This window comes from Streptomyces sp. NPDC058291, from assembly GCF_042880855.1.
GTDB lineage: Bacteria > Actinomycetota > Actinomycetes > Streptomycetales > Streptomycetaceae > Streptomyces.
Genome location: NZ_JBHVYK010000005.1, coordinates 73,798 through 93,053, shown reverse-complemented (window position 1 = coordinate 93,053; position 19,256 = coordinate 73,798). Strand labels below are relative to the sequence as shown.

19 protein-coding genes and 1 pseudogene are annotated in these 19,256 nt (G+C 72.4%); 15 read left to right on the top strand and 5 right to left on the bottom strand.

The genetic code is table 11. The features are described from left to right. Positions 1-62: 62 nt before the first annotated feature. A complete protein-coding gene (locus ACFVYK_RS04225; RefSeq protein ID WP_389768264.1) occupies positions 63-512 on the bottom strand; it encodes a hypothetical protein in 450 nt (149 codons plus the stop codon). Positions 513-601: 89 nt separating this feature from the next. Then, the gene (locus ACFVYK_RS04220; protein WP_389768262.1) at positions 602-1,813 is read right to left on the bottom strand and encodes a pyridoxal phosphate-dependent aminotransferase; all 1,212 of its coding nucleotides are present in this window, start codon (positions 1,811-1,813) and stop codon (positions 602-604) included. A gap of 313 nt (positions 1,814-2,126) precedes the next feature. On the opposite strand from ACFVYK_RS04220, the gene ACFVYK_RS04215 reads away from it, so the two are divergent. After that, complete coding sequence (locus ACFVYK_RS04215) at positions 2,127-3,005, top strand: serine protease (RefSeq protein ID WP_389768260.1); 879 nt, start codon at positions 2,127-2,129, stop codon at positions 3,003-3,005. A 22-nt stretch (positions 3,006-3,027) separates the two neighbouring features. Here ACFVYK_RS04215 and ACFVYK_RS04210 read toward each other — a convergent pair whose 3' ends face one another. Both ACFVYK_RS04210 and ACFVYK_RS04205 read right to left on the bottom strand, forming a co-directional pair. Beyond that, positions 3,028-4,653, bottom strand: a complete 1,626-nt coding sequence (locus tag ACFVYK_RS04210; RefSeq protein WP_389768258.1) for an amidohydrolase family protein — start codon at positions 4,651-4,653, stop codon at positions 3,028-3,030. A gap of 35 nt (positions 4,654-4,688) precedes the next feature. Beyond that, positions 4,689-5,963 (bottom strand): amino acid deaminase, encoded by a 1,275-nt coding sequence (locus tag ACFVYK_RS04205; protein ID WP_389768256.1) that lies wholly within the window; start codon positions 5,961-5,963, stop codon positions 4,689-4,691. 134 nt (positions 5,964-6,097) lie between these two features. On the opposite strand from ACFVYK_RS04205, the gene ACFVYK_RS04200 reads away from it, so the two are divergent. The 5 genes and pseudogenes from ACFVYK_RS04200 to ACFVYK_RS04180 all read left to right on the top strand — a co-directional run bounded on the left by ACFVYK_RS04200 (position 6,098) and on the right by ACFVYK_RS04180 (position 9,599). After that, positions 6,098-7,138: a sugar kinase gene (locus ACFVYK_RS04200; RefSeq protein WP_389768255.1), complete on the top strand. Its 1,041-nt coding sequence runs from the start codon at positions 6,098-6,100 to the stop codon at positions 7,136-7,138. Further along, positions 7,135-7,902, top strand: coding sequence for an IclR family transcriptional regulator (locus tag ACFVYK_RS04195; RefSeq protein ID WP_389768253.1), 768 nt, complete (start codon positions 7,135-7,137; stop codon positions 7,900-7,902). Before ACFVYK_RS04200 ends, ACFVYK_RS04195 begins: the two co-directional genes overlap by 4 nt. Positions 7,903-7,909: 7 nt before the next feature. Beyond that, the gene (locus ACFVYK_RS04190) at positions 7,910-8,320 is read left to right on the top strand and encodes a RidA family protein (protein WP_389768251.1); all 411 of its coding nucleotides are present in this window, start codon (positions 7,910-7,912) and stop codon (positions 8,318-8,320) included. A gap of 36 nt (positions 8,321-8,356) precedes the next feature. Then, a pseudogene (locus tag ACFVYK_RS04185) lies at positions 8,357-8,856 on the top strand (GntP family permease); the annotation flags it as partial. 53 nt (positions 8,857-8,909) lie between these two features. After that, positions 8,910-9,599, top strand: coding sequence for a hypothetical protein (locus tag ACFVYK_RS04180; RefSeq protein WP_389768249.1), 690 nt, complete (start codon positions 8,910-8,912; stop codon positions 9,597-9,599). On the opposite strand, the gene ACFVYK_RS04175 is transcribed toward ACFVYK_RS04180, so the two are convergent. Continuing rightward, entirely contained in the window at positions 9,600-10,970 is a 1,371-nt protein-coding gene (locus ACFVYK_RS04175; protein ID WP_389768247.1) for a M14 family metallopeptidase, read from the bottom strand. Positions 10,971-11,445: 475 nt separating this feature from the next. Here ACFVYK_RS04175 and ACFVYK_RS04170 point away from each other — a divergent pair, with 475 nt between their 5' ends. From ACFVYK_RS04170 to ACFVYK_RS04130, 9 genes are all read left to right on the top strand, one after another. After that, positions 11,446-11,943, top strand: a complete 498-nt coding sequence (locus tag ACFVYK_RS04170) for a hypothetical protein (RefSeq protein ID WP_389768245.1) — start codon at positions 11,446-11,448, stop codon at positions 11,941-11,943. 363 nt (positions 11,944-12,306) lie between these two features. Next, positions 12,307-13,221, top strand: a complete 915-nt coding sequence (locus ACFVYK_RS04165; RefSeq protein ID WP_389768243.1) for a hypothetical protein — start codon at positions 12,307-12,309, stop codon at positions 13,219-13,221. A 65-nt stretch (positions 13,222-13,286) separates the two neighbouring features. Further along, positions 13,287-13,994: a Flp pilus assembly protein CpaB gene (cpaB, locus tag ACFVYK_RS04160; RefSeq protein ID WP_389768241.1), complete on the top strand. Its 708-nt coding sequence runs from the start codon at positions 13,287-13,289 to the stop codon at positions 13,992-13,994. A gap of 13 nt (positions 13,995-14,007) precedes the next feature. Next, positions 14,008-15,264, top strand: coding sequence for a CpaE family protein (locus ACFVYK_RS04155; protein WP_389768239.1), 1,257 nt, complete (start codon positions 14,008-14,010; stop codon positions 15,262-15,264). 1 nt (position 15,265) lies between these two features. Further along, positions 15,266-15,670: a TadE/TadG family type IV pilus assembly protein gene (locus ACFVYK_RS04150; protein WP_389768237.1), complete on the top strand. Its 405-nt coding sequence runs from the start codon at positions 15,266-15,268 to the stop codon at positions 15,668-15,670. 1 nt (position 15,671) lies between these two features. Further along, entirely contained in the window at positions 15,672-16,043 is a 372-nt protein-coding gene (locus ACFVYK_RS04145; protein WP_389768235.1) for a TadE/TadG family type IV pilus assembly protein, read from the top strand. A gap of 16 nt (positions 16,044-16,059) precedes the next feature. Then, complete coding sequence (locus ACFVYK_RS04140; protein ID WP_389768233.1) at positions 16,060-17,394, top strand: CpaF family protein; 1,335 nt, start codon at positions 16,060-16,062, stop codon at positions 17,392-17,394. Positions 17,395-17,399: 5 nt separating this feature from the next. Beyond that, positions 17,400-18,344, top strand: a complete 945-nt coding sequence (locus ACFVYK_RS04135; protein ID WP_389768373.1) for a type II secretion system F family protein — start codon at positions 17,400-17,402, stop codon at positions 18,342-18,344. A gap of 24 nt (positions 18,345-18,368) precedes the next feature. Beyond that, positions 18,369-19,256, top strand: coding sequence for a DUF5936 domain-containing protein (locus ACFVYK_RS04130; protein WP_389768231.1), 888 nt, complete (start codon positions 18,369-18,371; stop codon positions 19,254-19,256).

Below are 19,256 nucleotides of genomic sequence, written 5' to 3'. Positions count from 1 at the left end.
CGGACCGGGGCCGTTCGAGGTTCCCCGCAGGGAAGTTCCCGGAAGGGGCCCGGGAGGGGGGTTCAGCCGGCGGCGCTCAGTTCCTTGGCCGTCCCCGGTCCGGCGGCGTCCTCCACCAGGGCGGCGGCGTGCGCGTCCATGCGCTGGGCCGCCAGGATCGCCGCCGCGGTGTCCGCGCGGGAGGCGGCGACCAGAAGGGCGCGGCCCGCCAGGGCGTGCGCCCGCTCGTGCGCGGCCGTGAGACGCGGCTCGGCCGGGTCGGCGGCGAGGGGCGAGCGGACCGGCGTCCGCCCTTCCCGCAGCCGGGTCACCTGCTGGGCGAGCCGTGCGGCGGCGGTGTCCAGGTCGGCGGAGGGGGCCGTCGCGCGCAGCTCGTCGGTGACGGCGAGCAGTGCCGCGAGATGACCGGCGAGCTGGATGTCCAGCTCCTCCTCGCGAGAGCGGTGGGGGAAGTCCGAGGGCGCGCCGGCCATCGTGCTGTGGACCGACTTGGTGCGGATCGGCTCGTACATGAGATGGCCTCCCGTGCTGTCAGGAAACCATCCTAGCTTGGATTCCGTCTAAAGTTGCGTCGCTCATAAAGTCGCTGCCGGAATCGGGTTTAAGGCTGGCTGTAGCCGTCCAGGAAGCGGGCGATCCGGCCGACAGCGTCCCGCAGGTCCGTCGCCGACGGGAGGGTGACGACCCGGAAGTGGTCGGGCTCGGGCCAGTTGAAGCCGGTGCCCTGGACGACCATGATCTTCTCCTGTCGCAGCAGGTCCAGGACCATCCGCCGGTCGTCCTTGATCTTGAAGACGGCCGGGTCCAGGCGCGGGAACAGGTACAGCGCCCCCTTCGGCCGCACGCACGTCACGCCCGGGATCTGCGTCAGCAGGTCGTACGCCGTGTCCAGCTGCTCCTTGAGCCGGCCGCCCGGCAGCACCAGGTCGCCGATCGTCTGACGCCCGCTGAGCGCGGCCACCACCCCGTGCTGGCCCGGCATGTTCGCGCACAGGCGCATGTTCGCCAGGATCGTCAGACCCTCGATGTAGGAGTCGGCGTGCGCGCGCGGTCCGGAGATGGCCATCCAGCCGACCCGGTAGCCGGCCACCCGGTACGCCTTGGACATGCCGTTGAAGGTGAGGGTGAGCAGGTCCGGGGCGACCTTGGCGGTGGGGGTGTGGACGGCGCCGTCGTAGAGGATCTTGTCGTAGATCTCGTCGGAGCAGACCAGCAGGTTGTGGCGGCGGGCGATGTCGGTCAGCCCCCGCACCATCGCCTCGTCGTACACCGCGCCCGTCGGGTTGTTCGGGTTGATGATGACGATGGCCTTGGTGCGGTCGGTGACCTTGCGCTCGACGTCGGCGAGGTCCGGCATCCAGTCCGCCTGCTCGTCGCACCGGTAGTGCACGGCGGTGCCGCCGGAGAGCGAGACGGCCGCGGTCCACAGCGGGTAGTCGGGGGCCGGGACCAGGACCTCGTCGCCGTCGTCCAGCAGGCCCTGCATCGCCATGACGATCAGCTCGGAGACGCCGTTGCCGATGAAGACGTGCTCGACGTCCGTCTCGATGCCGAGGGTCTGGTTGTGCATCACGACGGCCCGGCGCGCGGCCAGCAGGCCCTTCGCGTCGCCGTAGCCGTGCGCCGTGGAGACGTTGCGGAGGATGTCCTCCAAGATCTCCGGCGGGCAGTCGAAGCCGAAGGCGGCCGGGTTGCCGGTGTTCAGCTTGAGGATGCGGTGGCCGGCCGCTTCCAGGCGCATCGCCTCCTCGAGAACCGGGCCCCGGATCTCGTAACAGACGTTGGCGAGCTTGGTCGACTGGATCACCTGCATGTCTGGGAGCTTACGGCCGGGTAACGCCTCCCGGGGGGTGTTTTCCACCACGTGAGACTGGCGCTTTAGGGTGATTCGTTCGTACGGCCGCCGTGGGGCCGCCCGCTCGACGCGAGCTCCGGGCCGTCGGAGGCCGGCCGTCGTGGCCGTCCCGGCGGGCGGGCCGGGCCGTATGCGCTACGGCGGATCGCGCCAACTTCCGGCCGGAAAAGACTCCTTGCCCGCGCCCCCCTCGGTAATCAGAATGCACATGACAATTCAACGGGCGACCGGAAGATCTCCGGTCGTCCTGTCGTGCAGAGGGGACCCCCACATGAGAAAGCCTCTCGTCGCCGCGTTCTTCGCCCTGGCCATCGCCGGAGCGGGCGCGGCGCCCGCGGTCGCCGCGCCCGCCTCGTCCGGTGCGAAGGCGGCCGGGACCGCGACGGCCGGGACCGAGGCGGCCGCCCCCGCGCTGCGGGCCGTCAACCTGGCCGGCACCGTCGCGCTCAGCAACTGCTCCGGATCGGTCATCCGCTTCCCGAGCTCCCTGGACACCGACCCGGCGCTGGTGCTCTCCAACGGCCACTGCCTGTCGACCGGCTTCCCCGAGCCGGGCGAGGTGCTCGTCAACCAGGCCTCCAGCCGCACCTTCGGGCTGCTGAACTCGGCCGGCACCAAGGTCGCCACCCTGCGCGCGAGCAAGCTGGCCTACGGGACGATGACCGACACGGACGTCTCGATCTACCAGCTCACCAGCACCTACGCGTCGATCAAGAACGCCTACGGGATCTCCGCGCTGACCGTGCAGGACACCCACCCGACCGCCGGCACCGCCATCACGGTGGCCTCCGGCTACTGGAAGCGGCTCTACAGCTGCAACATCGACGCGTTCGTCTACCGCCTCAAGGAGGGCGACTGGACCTGGAAGGACTCGGTCCGCTACACCTCCGCCTGCCAGACCATCGGCGGCACCTCCGGGTCGCCGGTGATCGACCAGTCCACCGGCAAGGTCGTCGCCGTCAACAACACCGGCAACGAGGACGGCCAGCGCTGCACGGAGAACAACCCGTGCGAGGTCGACGCGAGCGGCAACGTCACCGTCCGCGAGGGCATCAACTACGCCCAGGAGACCTACCTGATCCCGGCCTGCTTCACGACCGGCAACCAGCTCAGCCTGAACAAGAGCGGGTGCACCCTGCCCAAGCCGTAGGCAAGCGCGGCGGGGCGGTCCGTCACACGGGACTGCGACGGACCGCCCGCCCGGCCAGCACGTCCGTCCGCCGGCCGTCCTCGATCACGAAGCGGCCGTCGATCAGGACGTGCGGGATGCCCGTGGGCAGGGTGCGCGGGGACGCGTAGGTCGAGCCCGCCGCCACCGTCCCCGGGTCGAACAGCACCAGGTCGGCCCGGTAGCCCTCGCGGACCAGGCCCCGGTCCGGAAGCCGGAGACGGGCCGCCGGACGGCCGGTCAGACGGGCCACGCACTCCTCCAGGGTCAGGATCCCCAGCTCCCGTGTGTAGTGGCCGAGATAGCGCGGGAAGGTGCCGTACGCGCGCGGGTGCGGCTTGGCGCCCGTCAGGACGCCGTCCGAGCCGCCCGTGTGGACGCGGTGGCGCATGATCGCGCGCACGTTCTCCTCGTGGCCCACGTGCTGCAGGATCGTCGGGCCGAGTCCGTCCTCGATCAGCAGGCGGCGCGCCGTCGTCCACGGGGCCTCGCCCCGACGGGTGGCCGACGCGCGGACCGTGCGGCCGACGAAGTCGCCCAGCGCCGGGTCGGTCACGCCCGAGATCTCGATCGTCTCCCAGTCCACCGGCACTCCGTGGCAGCCGTCCGCGCCGGTCACCTCCAGGTCGTGGCGGATGCGTTCGGCCGTCACGTCGTCCGCCAGGCGGCGCAGGGTCTGCGCCGGACCGCCCTCGCTCGCCCAGCTGGGCAGCAGGGCCGCCAGCGTGGTGCAGCCGGGGGTGTAGGGGTAGGTGTCCAGGCTGATGTCGGCGCCCGAGTCGAGGGCCTCGTCCAGCAGGGCCAGCAACTGCGGCGCCCGGCCCTCGTTCACGCCGAAGTTCATGGTGGCGTGGGCCAGATGGAGGGCGCAGTCCGCCTTCGCGGTCAGCTCCATCGTCTCCGCGTACGCCTCCAGCGCGCCGGCGCCGTAACTGCGGTGATGGGGACAGTAGTAGCCGCCGTACCGCGCCACCACCCGGCACAGTTCGGTCAGTTCGGCGTTCTCGGCGTACATCCCGGGCGGGTAGGTCAGCCCGGACGACAGGCCGACCGCGCCCTGCTCCAGGCCCTCCGCGACCAGTCGTCGCATCCGGTCGAGCTCCCGCGGCGCGGCCGGCCGGTCCTCCCAGCCGACGACGAGCGCGCGGACCGTGCCCTGCGGGACGAGGTAGGCCGCGTTGACGGCGATGCCGCGGCCCTCGAAGCCGCGGTCCAGGCGGTCCAGGTACTCGCCCACCGAACGCCAGTCGAAGTCGACGTCGCCGCCGGGGCCGTTCCAGCCGGCGACGGCCCGGCGCACTCCGTCGAGGGTGCGGTCGTCGACGGGGGCGTACGACAGGCCGTCCTGGCCGAGGACTTCGAGGGTCACGCCCTGGGCGGCCTTGGCGCTGTGGTCCGGATCGCGCAGCAGGGCGAGGTCGCTGTGGGCGTGCATGTCGATGAAGCCGGGGGAGAGGACCAGCCCCTCCGCGTCCAACTCCCGCACGGCCTTCGGGCGCTGGCAGCCCGCGGCCGCCGCCTCCTTGACGATCGAGACGATCCTGCCGCCGTCGATCACGACGTCCGCGCGGTAGGAGTCCGCGCCGGTGCCGTCGACGACGTCGGCGTCCCGGATGACGAGGTCTTCCATGCCGTGCCTCCTGCCAGATCTGTCGTCGGCGGTGTCTAGAAGAACGTACGGACGTAGTCCACGACCGTGCCGTCCGCCTCGGCGAGCGGGATCAGCTGCCACTTGTCGAAGGACGTGCACGGGTGCGACAGGCCGAGGCCCACCCAGTCGCCGACCTCCAGGTCGGCCTCGGGCAGGGTGCGCAGCCAGGCGTGCTGGTCGGACAGGGCGGTCACCGAGACGCCGGTCGCCGGCCGTTCCCGGCCGTCGCGGCGGATCGCCTGGGCGACGGGCAGGTCGAGGTCGTAGGCCGCGTCGCGCTTGCCCGCGTTGACGAACGCCTGGTCGGGGGCGGGGCGGGAGACGACCTGGGTCCACAGCCTGAACGCGGGCTCCAGCGTGCCTTCCCCGGGCACCCGGTTGAACGGCGTCAGCTTGCGGTAGTGGCCGTCGTCGTGCGAGACGTAGGCGCCCGAGCGCAGCAACTTCAGCACCGGCGCGGAGAGTTCGGGGATCGTGCTGAAGACGTCGGCGACCGCGTCGAACCAGGCGCTGCCGCCCGCGCTGACGACGATCTCCTCGACGCCCGCGAACCGGCCCGCCCGGTCGAAGCCGGCGGCGAGCGCGACCAGCCGGCGCAGCCAGGCCCGCACCCGCTCCGGATCGGCCCGCGGGACCTCGCCCTCGTAGCCCGCGACCCCGACCAGTCGCAGGGCGGGAGCGGCGGCCACCGCGTCGGCGACCGCCGCGCACTCCCGCTCCGTGCGCACGCCGGTGCGGGCGCCGTCGCCGGCGGCCAGTTCGACCACGACGTCGAGGGGGCGGCGCGCGCCGCGCAGGACCGCGTCCATCAGCTCGACCCCGCGGACGGAGTCGACGTAAGCGACGAGGCGGAAGTCGTCGTCGGAGTCGAGCTGGGCGGAGATCCAGCGCAGGGCGGCCGGGTCCACCAGTTCGTTGGCGAGGAAGACTCGCTGGACGCCGTACGCCCGGGCCACCCGCACCTGGTGCGGGACCGCCAGGGTGATGCCCCAGGCGCCGCGGTCGGTCTGGCGCCGGAAGAGCTGCGGGGCCATGGACGTCTTGCCGTGCGGGGCGAAGGCCAGTCCATGGCGGGCGGCGTAGGTCTCCATGAGCGCGAGGTTGTGCTCCAGCCGCTCCGCCGACAGGGCCAGCACGGGGGTGGTGAAGCCGCCGGTGAAGAGGTTGCGGCGCTGGGCGGCCAGTTCGCCGACGGTGAGGCCGTCGGCGTCCGGCGGGAGGCCCTTGAAGCGGTGGTCGACGCGTTCCTCGGCCAGCCCGGCCAGCGCCGCCGGTGCCTCGCTGCTCATGGAACCTCCCTGATCAGGAGCGTTGCATGCTGTGCAACGTCCATTGCGTATGTCGCCTACCGCTGTCTAACATCTCGGCCAACGCGGGGTCAACGGAGCAGCCGACCCGCACTGTCTCGGGAGCCACGACGATCGTGACCGCCATCGGAGCCGGCAACGCCCCCGGCCTCGTGGACGTCGTCGCGCTCGGCGAGTCCATGGTGGCCCTGGTGCCGTCCCGCCCCGGCCGCCTCGCCGACGTGCCCTCCTTCGACCGGGGCATCGGCGGCGCGGAGTCCAACGTGGTCTGCGCCCTGGCGGCGGCCGGACACCCGGCGCGCTGGGTCAGCCGGGTCGGGGCGGACGGCTTCGGCGACCACCTCGTCGAGACCGTCGGCTCCTACGGCGTCGACGTCGGCCAGGTGCGACGCGACCCGGTCCGGCCCACCGGCGTCTACTTCCGCACCGCCGGCGACCGGGCCGGCGACGCCCACGAGGTGGCCTACTACCGCGCCGGGTCCGCGGCCTCCGCGATGTCCGCCGACACCGTCGGGCTCGACGCCGTCCGGGCCGGCCGGGTGCTGCACCTCACCGGGATCACCGCGGCCCTCTCCGCGGACTGCCTCGGCCTGCTGCGCGACCTCACGGCCCGCACACCCGGCCGGCCCCTCGTCTCCTTCGACGTCAACCACCGCCCCCGGCTGTGGACCGACGGCAACAGCCCGCACGTCCTGCTCGACCTGGCCCGCGGCGCCGACCTGGTGTTCGTCGGCGACGACGAGGCGGCCGACGTATGGGGACTGGACGGCCCTGACGCCGTACGGGCCGCGCTGCCCGGCCCCGAGGTGCTCGTCGTCAAACAAGGGGAGCGCGGAGCCACCGTCTTCGACCGGGAACGCGTCCTGCACGTCCCCGCCCCCCGGGTCGACGTCGTCGCCGCCGTCGGAGCCGGGGACGCCTTCGCCGCCGGGTTCCTCTCCGCCACCCTGCGCGGACTGCCCCTGCGCGACCGGCTCCGGCACGGGCACCTCATGGCCGCAGCCGCCCTCACCGTCCCCGGCGACCTCGCCACGCCCCCTTCCCGCGACCACGCCGACCGGCTCGCCGCCCTCGACGACAGCGCGTGGGGGAGACTGCGACTCGGCCCGGGCTGGACGCAAGCCCCGGCCGCACCGGAGGAGGCACCCACCCCATGAGCCAGACCGTCGACCGCGCCCTGAGCATCCTGCCCCTGCTCGCCGAGGGCCCCGCCGACCTCGGACAGGTCGCCGACCGCCTCGGCGTGCACAAGTCCACGGCCCTGCGGCTGCTGCGCACCCTCCATGAACACGGGCTCGTCTACCGCCAGTCCGACCAGCGCTACCGCCTCGGCGCCCGCCTCTTCGCCCTCGCCCAGGAGGCGATGGAGAACCTCGACGTCCGCGAGATCGCCCACCCCCACCTCGTCCGGCTGAACGAGGCCTGCGGCCACACCGTCCATCTCGCCGTCCACGAGGAGGGCGAGGTCCTCTACATCGACAAGGTGGAGAGCCGCTACCCGGTGCGCATGTACTCGCGGATCGGCAGGCCCGTCGCCATCACCGTCGCCGCCGTCGCCAAACTGCTCCTCGCCGATCTGCCCGAGCCCGAGCGGCGGGCCGTCGCCGAGAAGCTCGACTACCCCCTGTACACAGCCCGTTCGACGCCCGACGCGCCCGCGTTCCTGCGGGAGCTGGAGAAGGTGCGCGAACAGGGCTGGGCCACCGACCTCGGCGGCCACGAGGAGTCCATCAACTGCGTCGCCGCGCCGATCAGGGGCGCCGACGGCCGGGTGGTCGCCGCGATGTCGGTGTCCGCGCCGAACGTCGTCGTCACCGCCGACGAACTCCTCACCCTGCTCCCGCTGGTGCGCCGCGCCGCGGACGCCGTCAGCGGCGAGTACTCCGGCCGGAACCCGATCACGCAAGCCGCAAAGGAATGAACGCCGCATGACCGAGAAGACCGCGCTCACCCCCAGCACCCACACCACCCCGCCCGCGAAGTTCTCGCACGGCGTGAGGAAGGGCGACATCCTGCAGGTGGCGGGCCAGGTCGGCTTCCTCCCCGCCGAGCCGGGCAAGCCTCCCACCCCGGCCGGCCCCACCCTGCGCGAGCAGACCCTGCAGACCCTCGCCAACGTCAAGGCGATCCTGCTGGAGGGCGACGCGGGCTGGGACGACGTGATGATGATCCGCGTCTACCTGACGGACACCGGCCACTTCGCCGAGTTCAACGAGCTCTACAACGCCTACTTCGAGGAGCAGGCCCTCACCGCCCCGCCCGCCGCCCGCACCACCGTCTACGTCGGCCTCCCGGCGGGCCTCCTGGTCGAGATCGACGCGCTCGCCGTCCTCGGCTGACGGCTGCTCGACCGACAGCCGCCCGGCCGAAGCCCGTCTCTTCCCGTATTCTCGACGGCCTCGCTGAAGCCGGTCGGCTACATCCTGCTGGTCGTCGGCGCGGCGGGATCTTCGGCGCGGTCCTCAAGGCGAGCGGTGTGGCGCAGGCCCTCTCGGACACCTTCCACGACGTCGGCCTGCCGGTGATCGTGCTCTCCCACCCGATCTCGGTGGTGCTGCGGGTCGCCCAGGGCTCGGCGACGGTGGCGATCGTGACGACGGCGGGCATCGTGGCGCCGCTGCTCGCCGAGGGCGACCACTCGCAGGCCTTCGTGGCCCTCGTCGTCATGGCCGTCCCGGCGGGCTCGATCTTCGCCTCGCACGTCGACGACGGCGGATTCCGGATGGTGGCCGAGTACTTCGGCATCAGCGAGCGCGACACCCCGCGGACGTGGACCGTGCTGGAGACGGTGCTCTCGGTGGCCGGGTTCGCGATGGCGGCCGTATTGAGCCTCTTCGTCTGGGTCTCGCCGGGATCCGGTGCGCGACTCGCGTAACGAAGTAGGGGCTGGCTGTGTCCGGCACAGGATCTTCGACCATACTGCCCGCTGTGGAGCAGCGCATAGGTTCGAGCAGCCAGCCCCTGGAGGGCGCCGGATTCGACCCGGCATTCATCCCCGGGCTCACGTCGCCCGCGACCGCGAAGCCGGCGGACGGGACGTCGGCCGAGGACGAGGTCGTCGAGAGCGGGGAGGTGAAGGCCGAGGACGCGAAGCCCGAGGACGCGAAGGCGAAGGGCGCGAAGGCGAAGGGCGCGAAGGCGAAGGGCGCGGAGCCCGGCGCCGCGGAGTCCGGCGCCGAGCGGTCCGTCGTCGAGGAGAGCGCCGCCGAGGAGGCGGAGTCCCCGGCCGACGGCGAGTCCGGCGACGGCCCCGTCTTCGAGGCCTCCGACCGCCGTGCCCGGTTCACCGCCGACGCCCGGGGCGTCCGCCTGCGGCTCGACGAGGAGGCGTGCGAGTTCCGCTGGGACGAGATCGGCGCGATCGAGACGGAGTCGCCGCGGTTCGGCAAGCGGTTCACCATCACGGTGCACACGCCTGACCGCCGCTGGTACCCGATCGAGATCGAGGCGACGGCCAGGGCGCGTTTCAAGGAGTGGGAGGACCAGTTGGACGCGGTCCTCGACGCCTACTTCGAAGAAGGCGACGCCGACGCCCCTGACGCCGAGTCCGCCGACGCCGAGTCCGCGGGCGCCAAGGACACGGACGCCGAGTCCGCCGGCGTCAAGGACGACGACTAGTCAGGCGCAGTACTGGCTCTGCTTCCCGATGGACCGGTACATGCAGTCCGCGTTCTCGAGAAGCTGCAGCACGGCGTCCCGGTTGCGGGAGGTCTCCCGCTCGATGACCTCGTCGGGCGGGTAGAAACCGCCTCCCGCACCGGACGTCGGATACATCTCGAACGTGTACGAGAAGATCTTCTGCGTGCCCCAGAGGTAGTCGTCGATCGACCCGTCCGTGATGTACAGGTCGCTCGACTGCTCGGCCGTGTACCCGTTGCTCGCGGCCATCTTCCGCCCGACGGCCTGGTACGCGGCGTTGTCGTCCGCGGTCATCCCGGTCGCGGTGTCGGAGTAGGTGTACCCGAACGGCCACAACACCAGCTCGCTGTACGTGTGGAAGTCGATCCCGGCGGTGATCTGCTGCTTGCCGCCCACCACCCGGCTGCGCACGAAGTCGGCGACGACCTTCACCTCGGGCGCGGACTCGGCGGACGCGCCGCGGTAGGTCTCCGAGGACGTGGACCCCGAAGAGCCGCCGCAGCAGCCCCACTTGAAGTTCCAGTTCCGGTTGAGGTCCGTGCCGACGGACGAGGAACCGGAGTTGGGCTGCCGGTTCTTGCGCCAGGAGCGGTAGGCGCCGGTGGCGATGTCGTACTCGCCGCCGTCCGGGTTGAGGTCGGGGACGATCCAGATCTCGCGGCCGTCGACCATGCTCGTCACCCGCGGGTCGGAGCCGTATCCGTCGCCCAGTTCGCGGATCAGGTACAGAGCCATCTCCACGGTGAGGTGCTCGCGGGCGTGCTGGTGGTGGGTGAACAGCACCTCCGGCTCGGCCTCGTCCACGGCCACGTTGTCGCTGATCTTGACGGCCACGATGTCCCGGCCCTGGTAGGACTTGCCGATCACGCGCTTGCTCATGATGCCCGGGTGGGCGGCGATGCGCTGGTCGATCTCGGCGGTCGTCTCGGCGTAGTTGTGGTACTTCGCGTCGGCGGTCGGGAAGTCGAAGAGCCGTGTCCCGCCGTCGGCGGCCCGGTCCGGGGCCGGGGCCGGCGCGGAGATCTCGTACCCCTGCGAGCGCAGCCTGCGGATCTGCTCCGCGCGGCCGGAGACCACCACGGTCTCCTCGTCGGCCTCGTCGACGCTCACGCCGGACGCGGCGATCGCGGTGCGCAGCTGGGGGGTGCTGTGCGGGACGTGGATCTCGTACTGACGGATGTCGTCGGCGGAGGGCGCCGACCTCGCGGCACCGCCCGCCGCCGCGTCGGTGACCGTCGCGGAGAGGGGCGCCGCGAGGGCGAGGGACAGCAGGGCGGCCAGGGCGGCGGTCCGCCGGCCGCTCCGGGCGCCGGGGGCGCCGACGCCTGAGCCGCGAATGCGAAGTCGCATGAACTCTCCTCGTGGGGAGTCGGGTCGTGGGGGGCTGTGCGCTTGCTGTGCGGCGGTGCGGTGCCGCTCATCGTCGACGCATGGCATGGACAGGTCAAGAGACGACAAAGGGCCGATGGCCGGAACCATGCCGAATCGGCGCAGGACGGGCCGCGAAGTGTAATGGGGCCGCACCCGCCCCGAGCGATCACACGCGCGGGCCCCCCGGCTGCGAGGCTGAGGGCCGGTACCCGGAACGCAGTGGGCGGCGGGCACCACGATGTCCGCTGGTGAGCACAACGAGTGGAGATCGCGCACGCCCTCTTGCCGGACCGGCGTCCTTGCGCTTTCTCGACCCTCATGGCGGACACCACGGGCCCCCACGGGAGACTCCACGACCACCGGGACCCGCTCCGGAAGTGACGACGACACCTCTCCCCGCAAGGCACGGCGGACCGGAAGCAGGGCCACAGCCGGCGGCGGGTAGGTTGCGGCTGTGACAGACCAGCCGCCGCCACCGCCTGCCGTGCCCCCGGGCTTCGGCCCGCCCCCACCGCAGTACGCACCCCAGGCCTTCCCTCCGCAGCCCGTCCCGCCCCAGTACGCCCCGCAGCCCGGACCGCCCCAGTACGCCCCGCAGCCCGTCCCGCCCCAGTACGCCCCGCAGCCCGGACCGCCCCAGTACGCCCCGCAGCCCGGACCGCCCGTGCCGGGACCGGAGTTCCTGGCGGTCGACAAGCGCAACTCGGTCGTCGTCGACGCGTCGGGGGTCGCGTTCGAGATGTACGACATCACCGTCGACTTCCCGTGGCCCGAGATCCGCAGCGTGCACCACAAGGCGAGCCCCGACGGGAAGGCGCTGATGGTCGCCGTCGTCCACCTGGACGGCAGGGTCTACGAATGCGTGGTGAGGGCGAAGCCGAGGGAGCGACTGCAGGGCTGGCTCGCCCAACTGACCTGGGTGCTCGGCCACTACCGGCCGACGGGCTGCTAGCCGATGGCGGCCGAGCGGCGGAGCCGTCCGCCCGCTGCCGAGACCGGGCCCGCCCGCCACCACGACCCGGGGCCCCGCTCGCCTGCTTCACCGCCCACGTGCTCGTGGTCTGCCCGCGCTGCGGCGGCCGCGCTTCGGTGACTCCCCGGCCGGCCGTCCCCGCACCCCGCTACTGCACGGATCACGCGTAACCTGCCCCGGTTTGACGCGAGTTGCGCCACAAAGAGTTGACAGGCAGCCAGGGAAAGCTGTTCTCCGGCCACAGGGGGCTGGATACAGTGCTGAGGTAGTCACGCAATGAAGTCACCCCGGTGCACCGGAGTAACGCCGGTGGACCGGACCGCGGGAATCGGGGAGCTGCGCGTGCCAACAGCCATTGCCGTGACCGGAGCCGACCTGGCGCTGCCGCCCCAGGACGAACGCACCCTGCCCGCCACCGTTCTCGCCGACCTCGACCGACAGCCGCTGGAACAGGCCCTCAGCGCCGTGCAGACGCTCGTCGAACAGCACGGCCACCTGATCGTCCTGTACTCGCGGGCCGTGCCGGCCGCCGTGGAGCGACGCCTGCACACCGTCCGCTCCCTCCTGGAGAGCGACCGCATCGCGCTCTTCCGCCCCGACCTCCCGCCGCTCGCGGTGGCCGTGCTGGCCCGCCAGCTGCGCCAGCTGGCCTCCTGCGACCTCGGACCCGGCGTCCTCGCCTGCGCCGGCCGGCTGCTCACCCACTACCTGCACGCGGGCGCGCTCCTCGGCTCGGTCGCCCGCCTCGACCGTGTCCCCGGCGTCGGCCTGACGTCGCACGCCCGCTCCTGGGTCCCCGGCAGCCAGTTCGGCGTGCTCGCGCACCCGCAGCCGCAGTTGCTGCGGGCGACCCCCGAAACCGTGCTTCCCGGACCCGAGTTCGGCACCTGGCTGCTGGTGGCGCGCGGACAGTTGCAGTCCTCCTGGGTCACCGACACCCTCGCCCCCGCCTGGAAGGCGCAGGGGCTGCGGGAGACGACGCTGCCCGCCGAGTCCGCCGACTGGTGGGGCACCGGCAAGGCGATCGAGTTCTGCGCCTATCTGCCCGACCTGTCGGTCCTCTACCAACTGGTCGCCTCGGTCCGGCAGAGCGTCTGCCACTGGTGCGGCATCGACGTCATCGGCGACCGCTGCGTCTTCTGCTCGGCCACCCCGCCGCCCGCCGCCGACCTCACCGCCCGAACCGCCGGCGCCGTCCATGCCGCACGCACCGCCCGCACGGCCCGCTCCGCCCGCGAGCTCACCGCGGGCGGCTGATCCGCGGTGTCCCGCACGCCCGTTCCCGTCCGCTCGACCCGACCCCCGACGAGGTTGTACGGCTCATGAACTCCCGTCAGCGCCGCGGCGTGATTCTCCTGCTCCTGTCGGTGGTGTGCGCCCTGGGCGCGTTCGCCGGCGTGCTGTCCGTCATGGACGACGTCAAGTCCAAGGTCGGCCCCGAGGTCACCGCGTACGAGCTGCGCGCCGACGTGGCGCCGTACACCACGTTGAGCGCGGACCAGTTCAAGAAGATCGAGATGCCCGAGCGCTGGTTGTCCGAGAACGCCGTCACCGACCTGGCGGCCATCCGCGGCAAGATCGCCGTGACGACGCTGCGCAAGGGCTCCCTGCTGCAGAGCGACATGATCGTCGAGCAGCCCGCCCTCCAGCCGGGCCAGCAGGAGGTCGCCATCATGGTCGACGCCGCCACCGGCGTCGCCGGCAAGATCACCCCGGGGTCGTCGGTCAACGTCTATGCCACCTTCGAGGGCGCCAAGGACGGCGACCCGGACCAGTCGAAGATCATCGTCACCGGCGCCCGGGTCCTCGACGTCGGGGAGATCAAGGCTCTCGAGCCGGACGAGAAGGACCGGGACCGGTCGGCCACCCGGGCGGTCCCCATCACGTTCGCGCTGTCCACCCTCGACGCCCAGCGCATCACGTACGCGGAGTCGTTCGCCAAGCGCGTCCGCCTCGCCCTCGTCGCACCCGGCGGCAGCGCCACGGTCCCCGACAAGGACCGTACGTACGAACTCACCACGGACAAGTGAGAGGCCGCCGCCCATGCCCACGAGGATCCTCCCGGCCGTCGGCGACGCGGACGCGGTCCGTTCCCTCACCACCCTGCTCAGCCAGCTCCCGGACGCCGAACCGCTCACCCCGGTGGGCGACTCCACCCAGCTCGTGGACACCCTCGCCCGCCTGGCCGCCGAGTCGGTCGACGAACTGCCCGAGGTCGTCGTCGTCCACGAGCGCATCGGCCCGGTGCCGGCGCTGGAACTGGTCCGCGAGGTCGCGCTGCGCTTCCCGGCGGTCGGCGTCATCCTCGTCACCGGCGACGCCGGTCCGGGCCTGCTCGCCGCCGCCATGGACTCCGGCGCCCGCGGCCTGGTCACCCTGCCGCTGAGCTACGAGGACCTCGCGGGCCGCGTCCAGGCCGTCGCCCAGTGGTCGGTGGGCGTACGACGCCATCTCGGCCACGGCGGCGACGTGTTCACCGGCGTCGGCGGCACCGTCGTCACCGTCAGCGGCGCCAAGGGAGGCGTCGGCGCGACCCTCACGGCCGTCCAGCTGGCCCTCGCCGCACAGGCCTCCGGCCGCCCCACCGCCCTGGTCGACCTCGACCTGCAGGCCGGCGACGTCGCCTCCTACCTGGACGTCCAGTTCCGCCGCTCGGTCGTCGACCTCGCCGCCATCGCCGACATCTCGCCCCGCATCCTCGCCGAGGCCGTCTTCCGCCATGACAGCGGCGTCGCCCTGCTGCTGGCCCCCGGCGAGGGCGAGCGCGGCGAGGAGGTCACCGACCGCGCCGCCCGCCAGATCCTCACCGCGCTGCGCTCGCGCTACGAGGTCGTGATCGTCGACTGCGGCGCCCAGCTCGGCGGCGCCGGTGCGGCCGCCGTCGAACTGGCCGACCGCGCTCTGCTGGTGACCACCCCCGACGTCGTCGCCGTCCGCGGCGCCAAACGCACCGTCCGCATGTGGGACCGGCTGCAGATCCGCAAGGCCGAGGAGACGACCGTGGTCGTCAACCGCAACAGCCGCGCCACCGAGATCCAGCCCTCCCTCATCCAGAAGATCACCGGCACGGCCGTCGCCGCGACCGTTGTCCCCGCCAACTTCAAGGAGCTCCAGGCCGCGGTCGACGCCGGCCGGGTGGACGCCCTCGACGGCAAGGGCGCCGTCCGCCAGGCGCTGTGGGCGCTCGCCGGCGAACTGGGGCTGGTCAAGGCGCCGGAGACCGCCCTCGTGCGCCGCGGCGGCGGCCGGGGACGCGGCCCGGACCGGGGTCCGGCGGGGTTCCGGCGGCGGAGGGAGTGAGATGAGCGCACGGCAGGAGAGGGCGTTCCTCGCGCGCGACCGGGGCCAGGTCACCGTCGAGTTCCTCGGCATGACCCCGCTGATCATCGTGACCTTGGTGGTGGTGTGGCAGTTCGTCCTCCTGGGATACACGTACACGCTCGCGGGGAATGCTGCCGACGAGGCGGTACGGGCGGGGACGGCGGCCGATCCGGGGGAGCGGAACGCGGTGTGTCAGGAGGCGGGGACCGAGAAGCTGTCCGACGCGTGGCAGGCGGACGCCGACGTGGAATGCGGCGGCAGCGGCACCGGCTATGTCACGGCCGACGTCACCCTGCACGTCCCCGTGCTCTTCCCGGGCGCCTTCAACCTGCCGTTCACCGTGCACGGTCACGCCGGCGCGGTCGAGGAAGAGGACGGCGACTGACATGGCCTGCCGACGGCGCGGAAGCGGTCGTGCCCCCGGGCGCGACCGGGGGCAGGCGGCCATCGAGTACCTGGGGTTCCTGCCCGTCCTGCTCGCCGTCGCGCTGGCCGCCGTACAGCTCGGCCTGGTCGCCTACGCGGCGCAGCAGGCCGGGACGGCGGCGCGCACGGGCGCGCGCAGCGCCTCGCTGGACCAGGACTGGGCGGGCGACTGCGAGCGGGCGGTGAGCAGTTGGCTGGACGCCGGCTGCGAGCGCGCGTCCGCCGGCGACGAGGTCCGGGTCACCTCCAGCGTCACCATCCCGTCCGTCATCCCCGGCATAGGGGACTTCGGCCAGGCCCACAAGACGGCCACGATGCCGGTCGACCACTGAGGGAAGGGCAGCCGACATGAGCCTGCGGGCGCGCATCACCTCCCCCGAGGAGAACGGCCGGGCCGAGGACGGCCACCTGGTCTCCTCCTACCGGACCAAGCTGCTGGAGGAGATCGACCTCGCCGAGATGAGTTCGCTGGCGGCGGCCGAGCGCCGGGCGCGCCTGGAACGGGTGCTGGGGCACATCATCAGCCGCGAGGGCCCGGTGCTGTCGACGGCGGAACGGGCCCAGCTGATCCGCCGGGTCGTCGACGAGGCGCTCGGCCTCGGCATCCTGGAGCCGCTGCTGGAGGACGCGTCGATCACCGAGATCATGGTGAACGGACCGGACGCGATCTTCGTCGAGCGCGGCGGCCGGGTGGAACAGCTCCCCCTGCGCTTCGCGTCCAACGACCAGCTGATGCAGACGATCGAGCGCATCGTCTCGACCGTCAACCGCCGGGTGGACGAGACGAACCCGATGGTCGACGCCCGCCTTCCCTCGGGCGAGCGCGTCAACGTGATCATCCCGCCGCTGTCGCTCACCGGACCCGTCCTCACCATCCGCCGCTTCCCCCGCTCCTTCACCCTGCACGAGCTGGTCGGCTTCGGATCACTGGACGAGCCGATGCTGTACCTGCTCGCCGGGCTGGTGCAGGCGAAGTTCAACGTGATCGTCTCGGGCGCGACGGGCACCGGCAAGACGACCCTGCTCAACGCCCTGTCCGGCCTGATCCCGGACGGGGAACGCATCATCACCATCGAGGACTCGGCGGAGCTCCAGCTCCAGCAGTCCCATGTGATCCGCCTGGAGGCCCGCCCCCCGAACGTGGAGGGCAACGGCCGCATCACCATCCGCGACCTGGTCCGCAACTCCCTGCGGATGCGGCCGGACCGGATCGTGGTCGGCGAGGTCCGCGGCGGCGAGTCGCTCGACATGCTCCAGGCGATGTCGACGGGCCACGACGGCTCCCTGGCCACCGTCCACGCCAACAGCGCCGAGGACGCCCTGATGCGCCTGCAGACCCTCGCCTCGATGTCGGAGGTCGAGATCCCCTTCGTCGCCCTCCACGACCAGATCAACAGCGCCGTGGACGTCGTCATCCAGCTCACCCGGTTCGCCGACGGCGCCCGGCGCGTCACCGAGATCGCCCTGCTCGACAGTCACGGCGGGGAACCGTACCGGCTGGCCACGATCGCCCGCTTCGACGCCCGGCCGATGGCCGCCGACGGCCGTGTGCACGGCGCCTTCGCGTACTTCCCGCTCCCGCGCCGCGCCGCGGACCGCCTGTACATGGCGAGCCAGCCCATCCCGCAGGCGTTCGGCGTGGCGCGATCGGCTCACGAACTGACGACCAGGGAAGCCCGGTGACGCCCATGGACCTCGACACCCTGACCGCCCTCACCACCGGCGCGACCCTCGTGGCCTGCGCGCTGGCCGTCGTCGGCCTGCACGTCCACGGGCGTGGCCGGGCGCAGCGGGCGGAACTGGTCGAACGCCTCTCCGCCACCGGCCGGGCGCCGGGCGCCGGCCGGCGGCGCCGGTTCCGCGGCCTGGACCGACGGCTGCGCCGCACGACCGCGGGCCGCAGACTGGAGCTGCGGCTCGCGGCGACCGGCCTCGACGTCACGCCGGGCGAGTTCTTCGCCGGCATGCTGGCGGCGGTGGCCGGTCTGTGGCTGATCGGGCAGGCCACCCTGGCTCCCTTCTTCGGCCCGCTGGCCGGCCTGCTCGGGGTGTGGGCCGCCTGGCAGTTCCTCAACTGGCAGCGCCAGAAACGCATCGAGAAGTTCATCAACCAACTCCCCGAACTCGCCCGCATCCTCGCCAACGCCACCCACGCCGGACTGGCGCTGCGCACCGCGATCGGCATGGCGGCGGAGGAGCTGGAGGCGCCGGCCGGCGAGGAACTGGCCAAGGTGGCGAACCAGTTGGCGGTCGGCCACTCCATGGACGACGCCCTGGGCGAACTCGCCGACCGCCTGCCCTCCCGCGAACTCGTCGTCCTCGTCACCACGCTGGTCCTGTCCAACCGGGCGGGCGGCCAGGTCGTCGGCGCGCTGCGCAACCTGACCGAGACGCTGGAGGAGCGCAAGGAGACCCGGCGCGAGGTCCGCACCCAGCTGTCGCAGGTCAACGCGACCGCCTACGCCGTCCCGGTGCTGGGGGTGGGCTCCCTCTTCCTGATGAACGGGGTCAAGGACGGCGCCCTGGAACGCATGACCGGCTCGCCGGTCGGCCAGGGCGCCGTCATCATCGCCTTCGTGCTGTACGCCGTCGGCTTCGTCCTCATCCGCCGTATGTCCCGGATCGACGTCTGAGTCGAGGGGAAGGGAGCACGACCCGTGGAACTGCTGCTCGCGACCGTCATGGGCCTGAGCGTCTGGGGCGCCTTCGCCGGCGTGCGCATGTACCGGGCGGACGCCAGACTCCCCCCGGACCTCGCCCTCGCCCTGGAGGTCGGCGCCACCCGCACCGGCGCCGTCGACTCGCTCGTCGACCGCACGGGCATGCGGTACGCCCCCGCCGTGCTGCGCCTCATGGGCCCCAAGCGGGTGGCCAGGTACCGCCGCAAGATCGACCTGGCGGGCAACCCGGGCGGTCTGACCATCGACCGGTACGCGGCCCGGCGCGCGGTGTACGGCGCGCTGGGCGGGTTCGGCGGGCTGGTGTTCCTCCTGCAGGGCAGGATCGTCCTGGCGCTCGTGCTCTTCGCGTTCGCCGCGTTCTGGACCGAGGTCGGCATCTGGGCGGCGATCCGCATCCGCAAGGACGTCATCGAGCGGACACTGCCCGACTTCCTCGACGTCCTCGCCGTCGTGGTGAGCGCGGGGCTGGGCTTCCGGCAGGCGCTCGGCCGGGTCGCGTCGAAGTACGAGGGCCCCTGGGCGGACGAGATCCGCATCACCCTGCGGCAGATGGACCTCGGCGTCAGCCGTCGCGAGGCCTTCGCCGAGCTGCGCCGCCGCAACGACTCCGAACAGGTCGCCATGTTCGTCACGGCGCTTCAGCAGGGCGAGGAACTCGGCGCGCCGATCGTGGACACCCTGGTCTCGATCGCCAAGGACATGCGTCGCACGGACGCCCAGAACGCCCGTCGCAAGGCGGCCCGCGCGGTGCCCAGGGCCACCTTGATGATCACCACGTTCATGGTGCCGGCCACCATGCTCCTGCTCGGCGCCGGCCTGCTGCTCGGCTCGGGCACCGACTTCAGCCCCCTCACGGGCGACTAG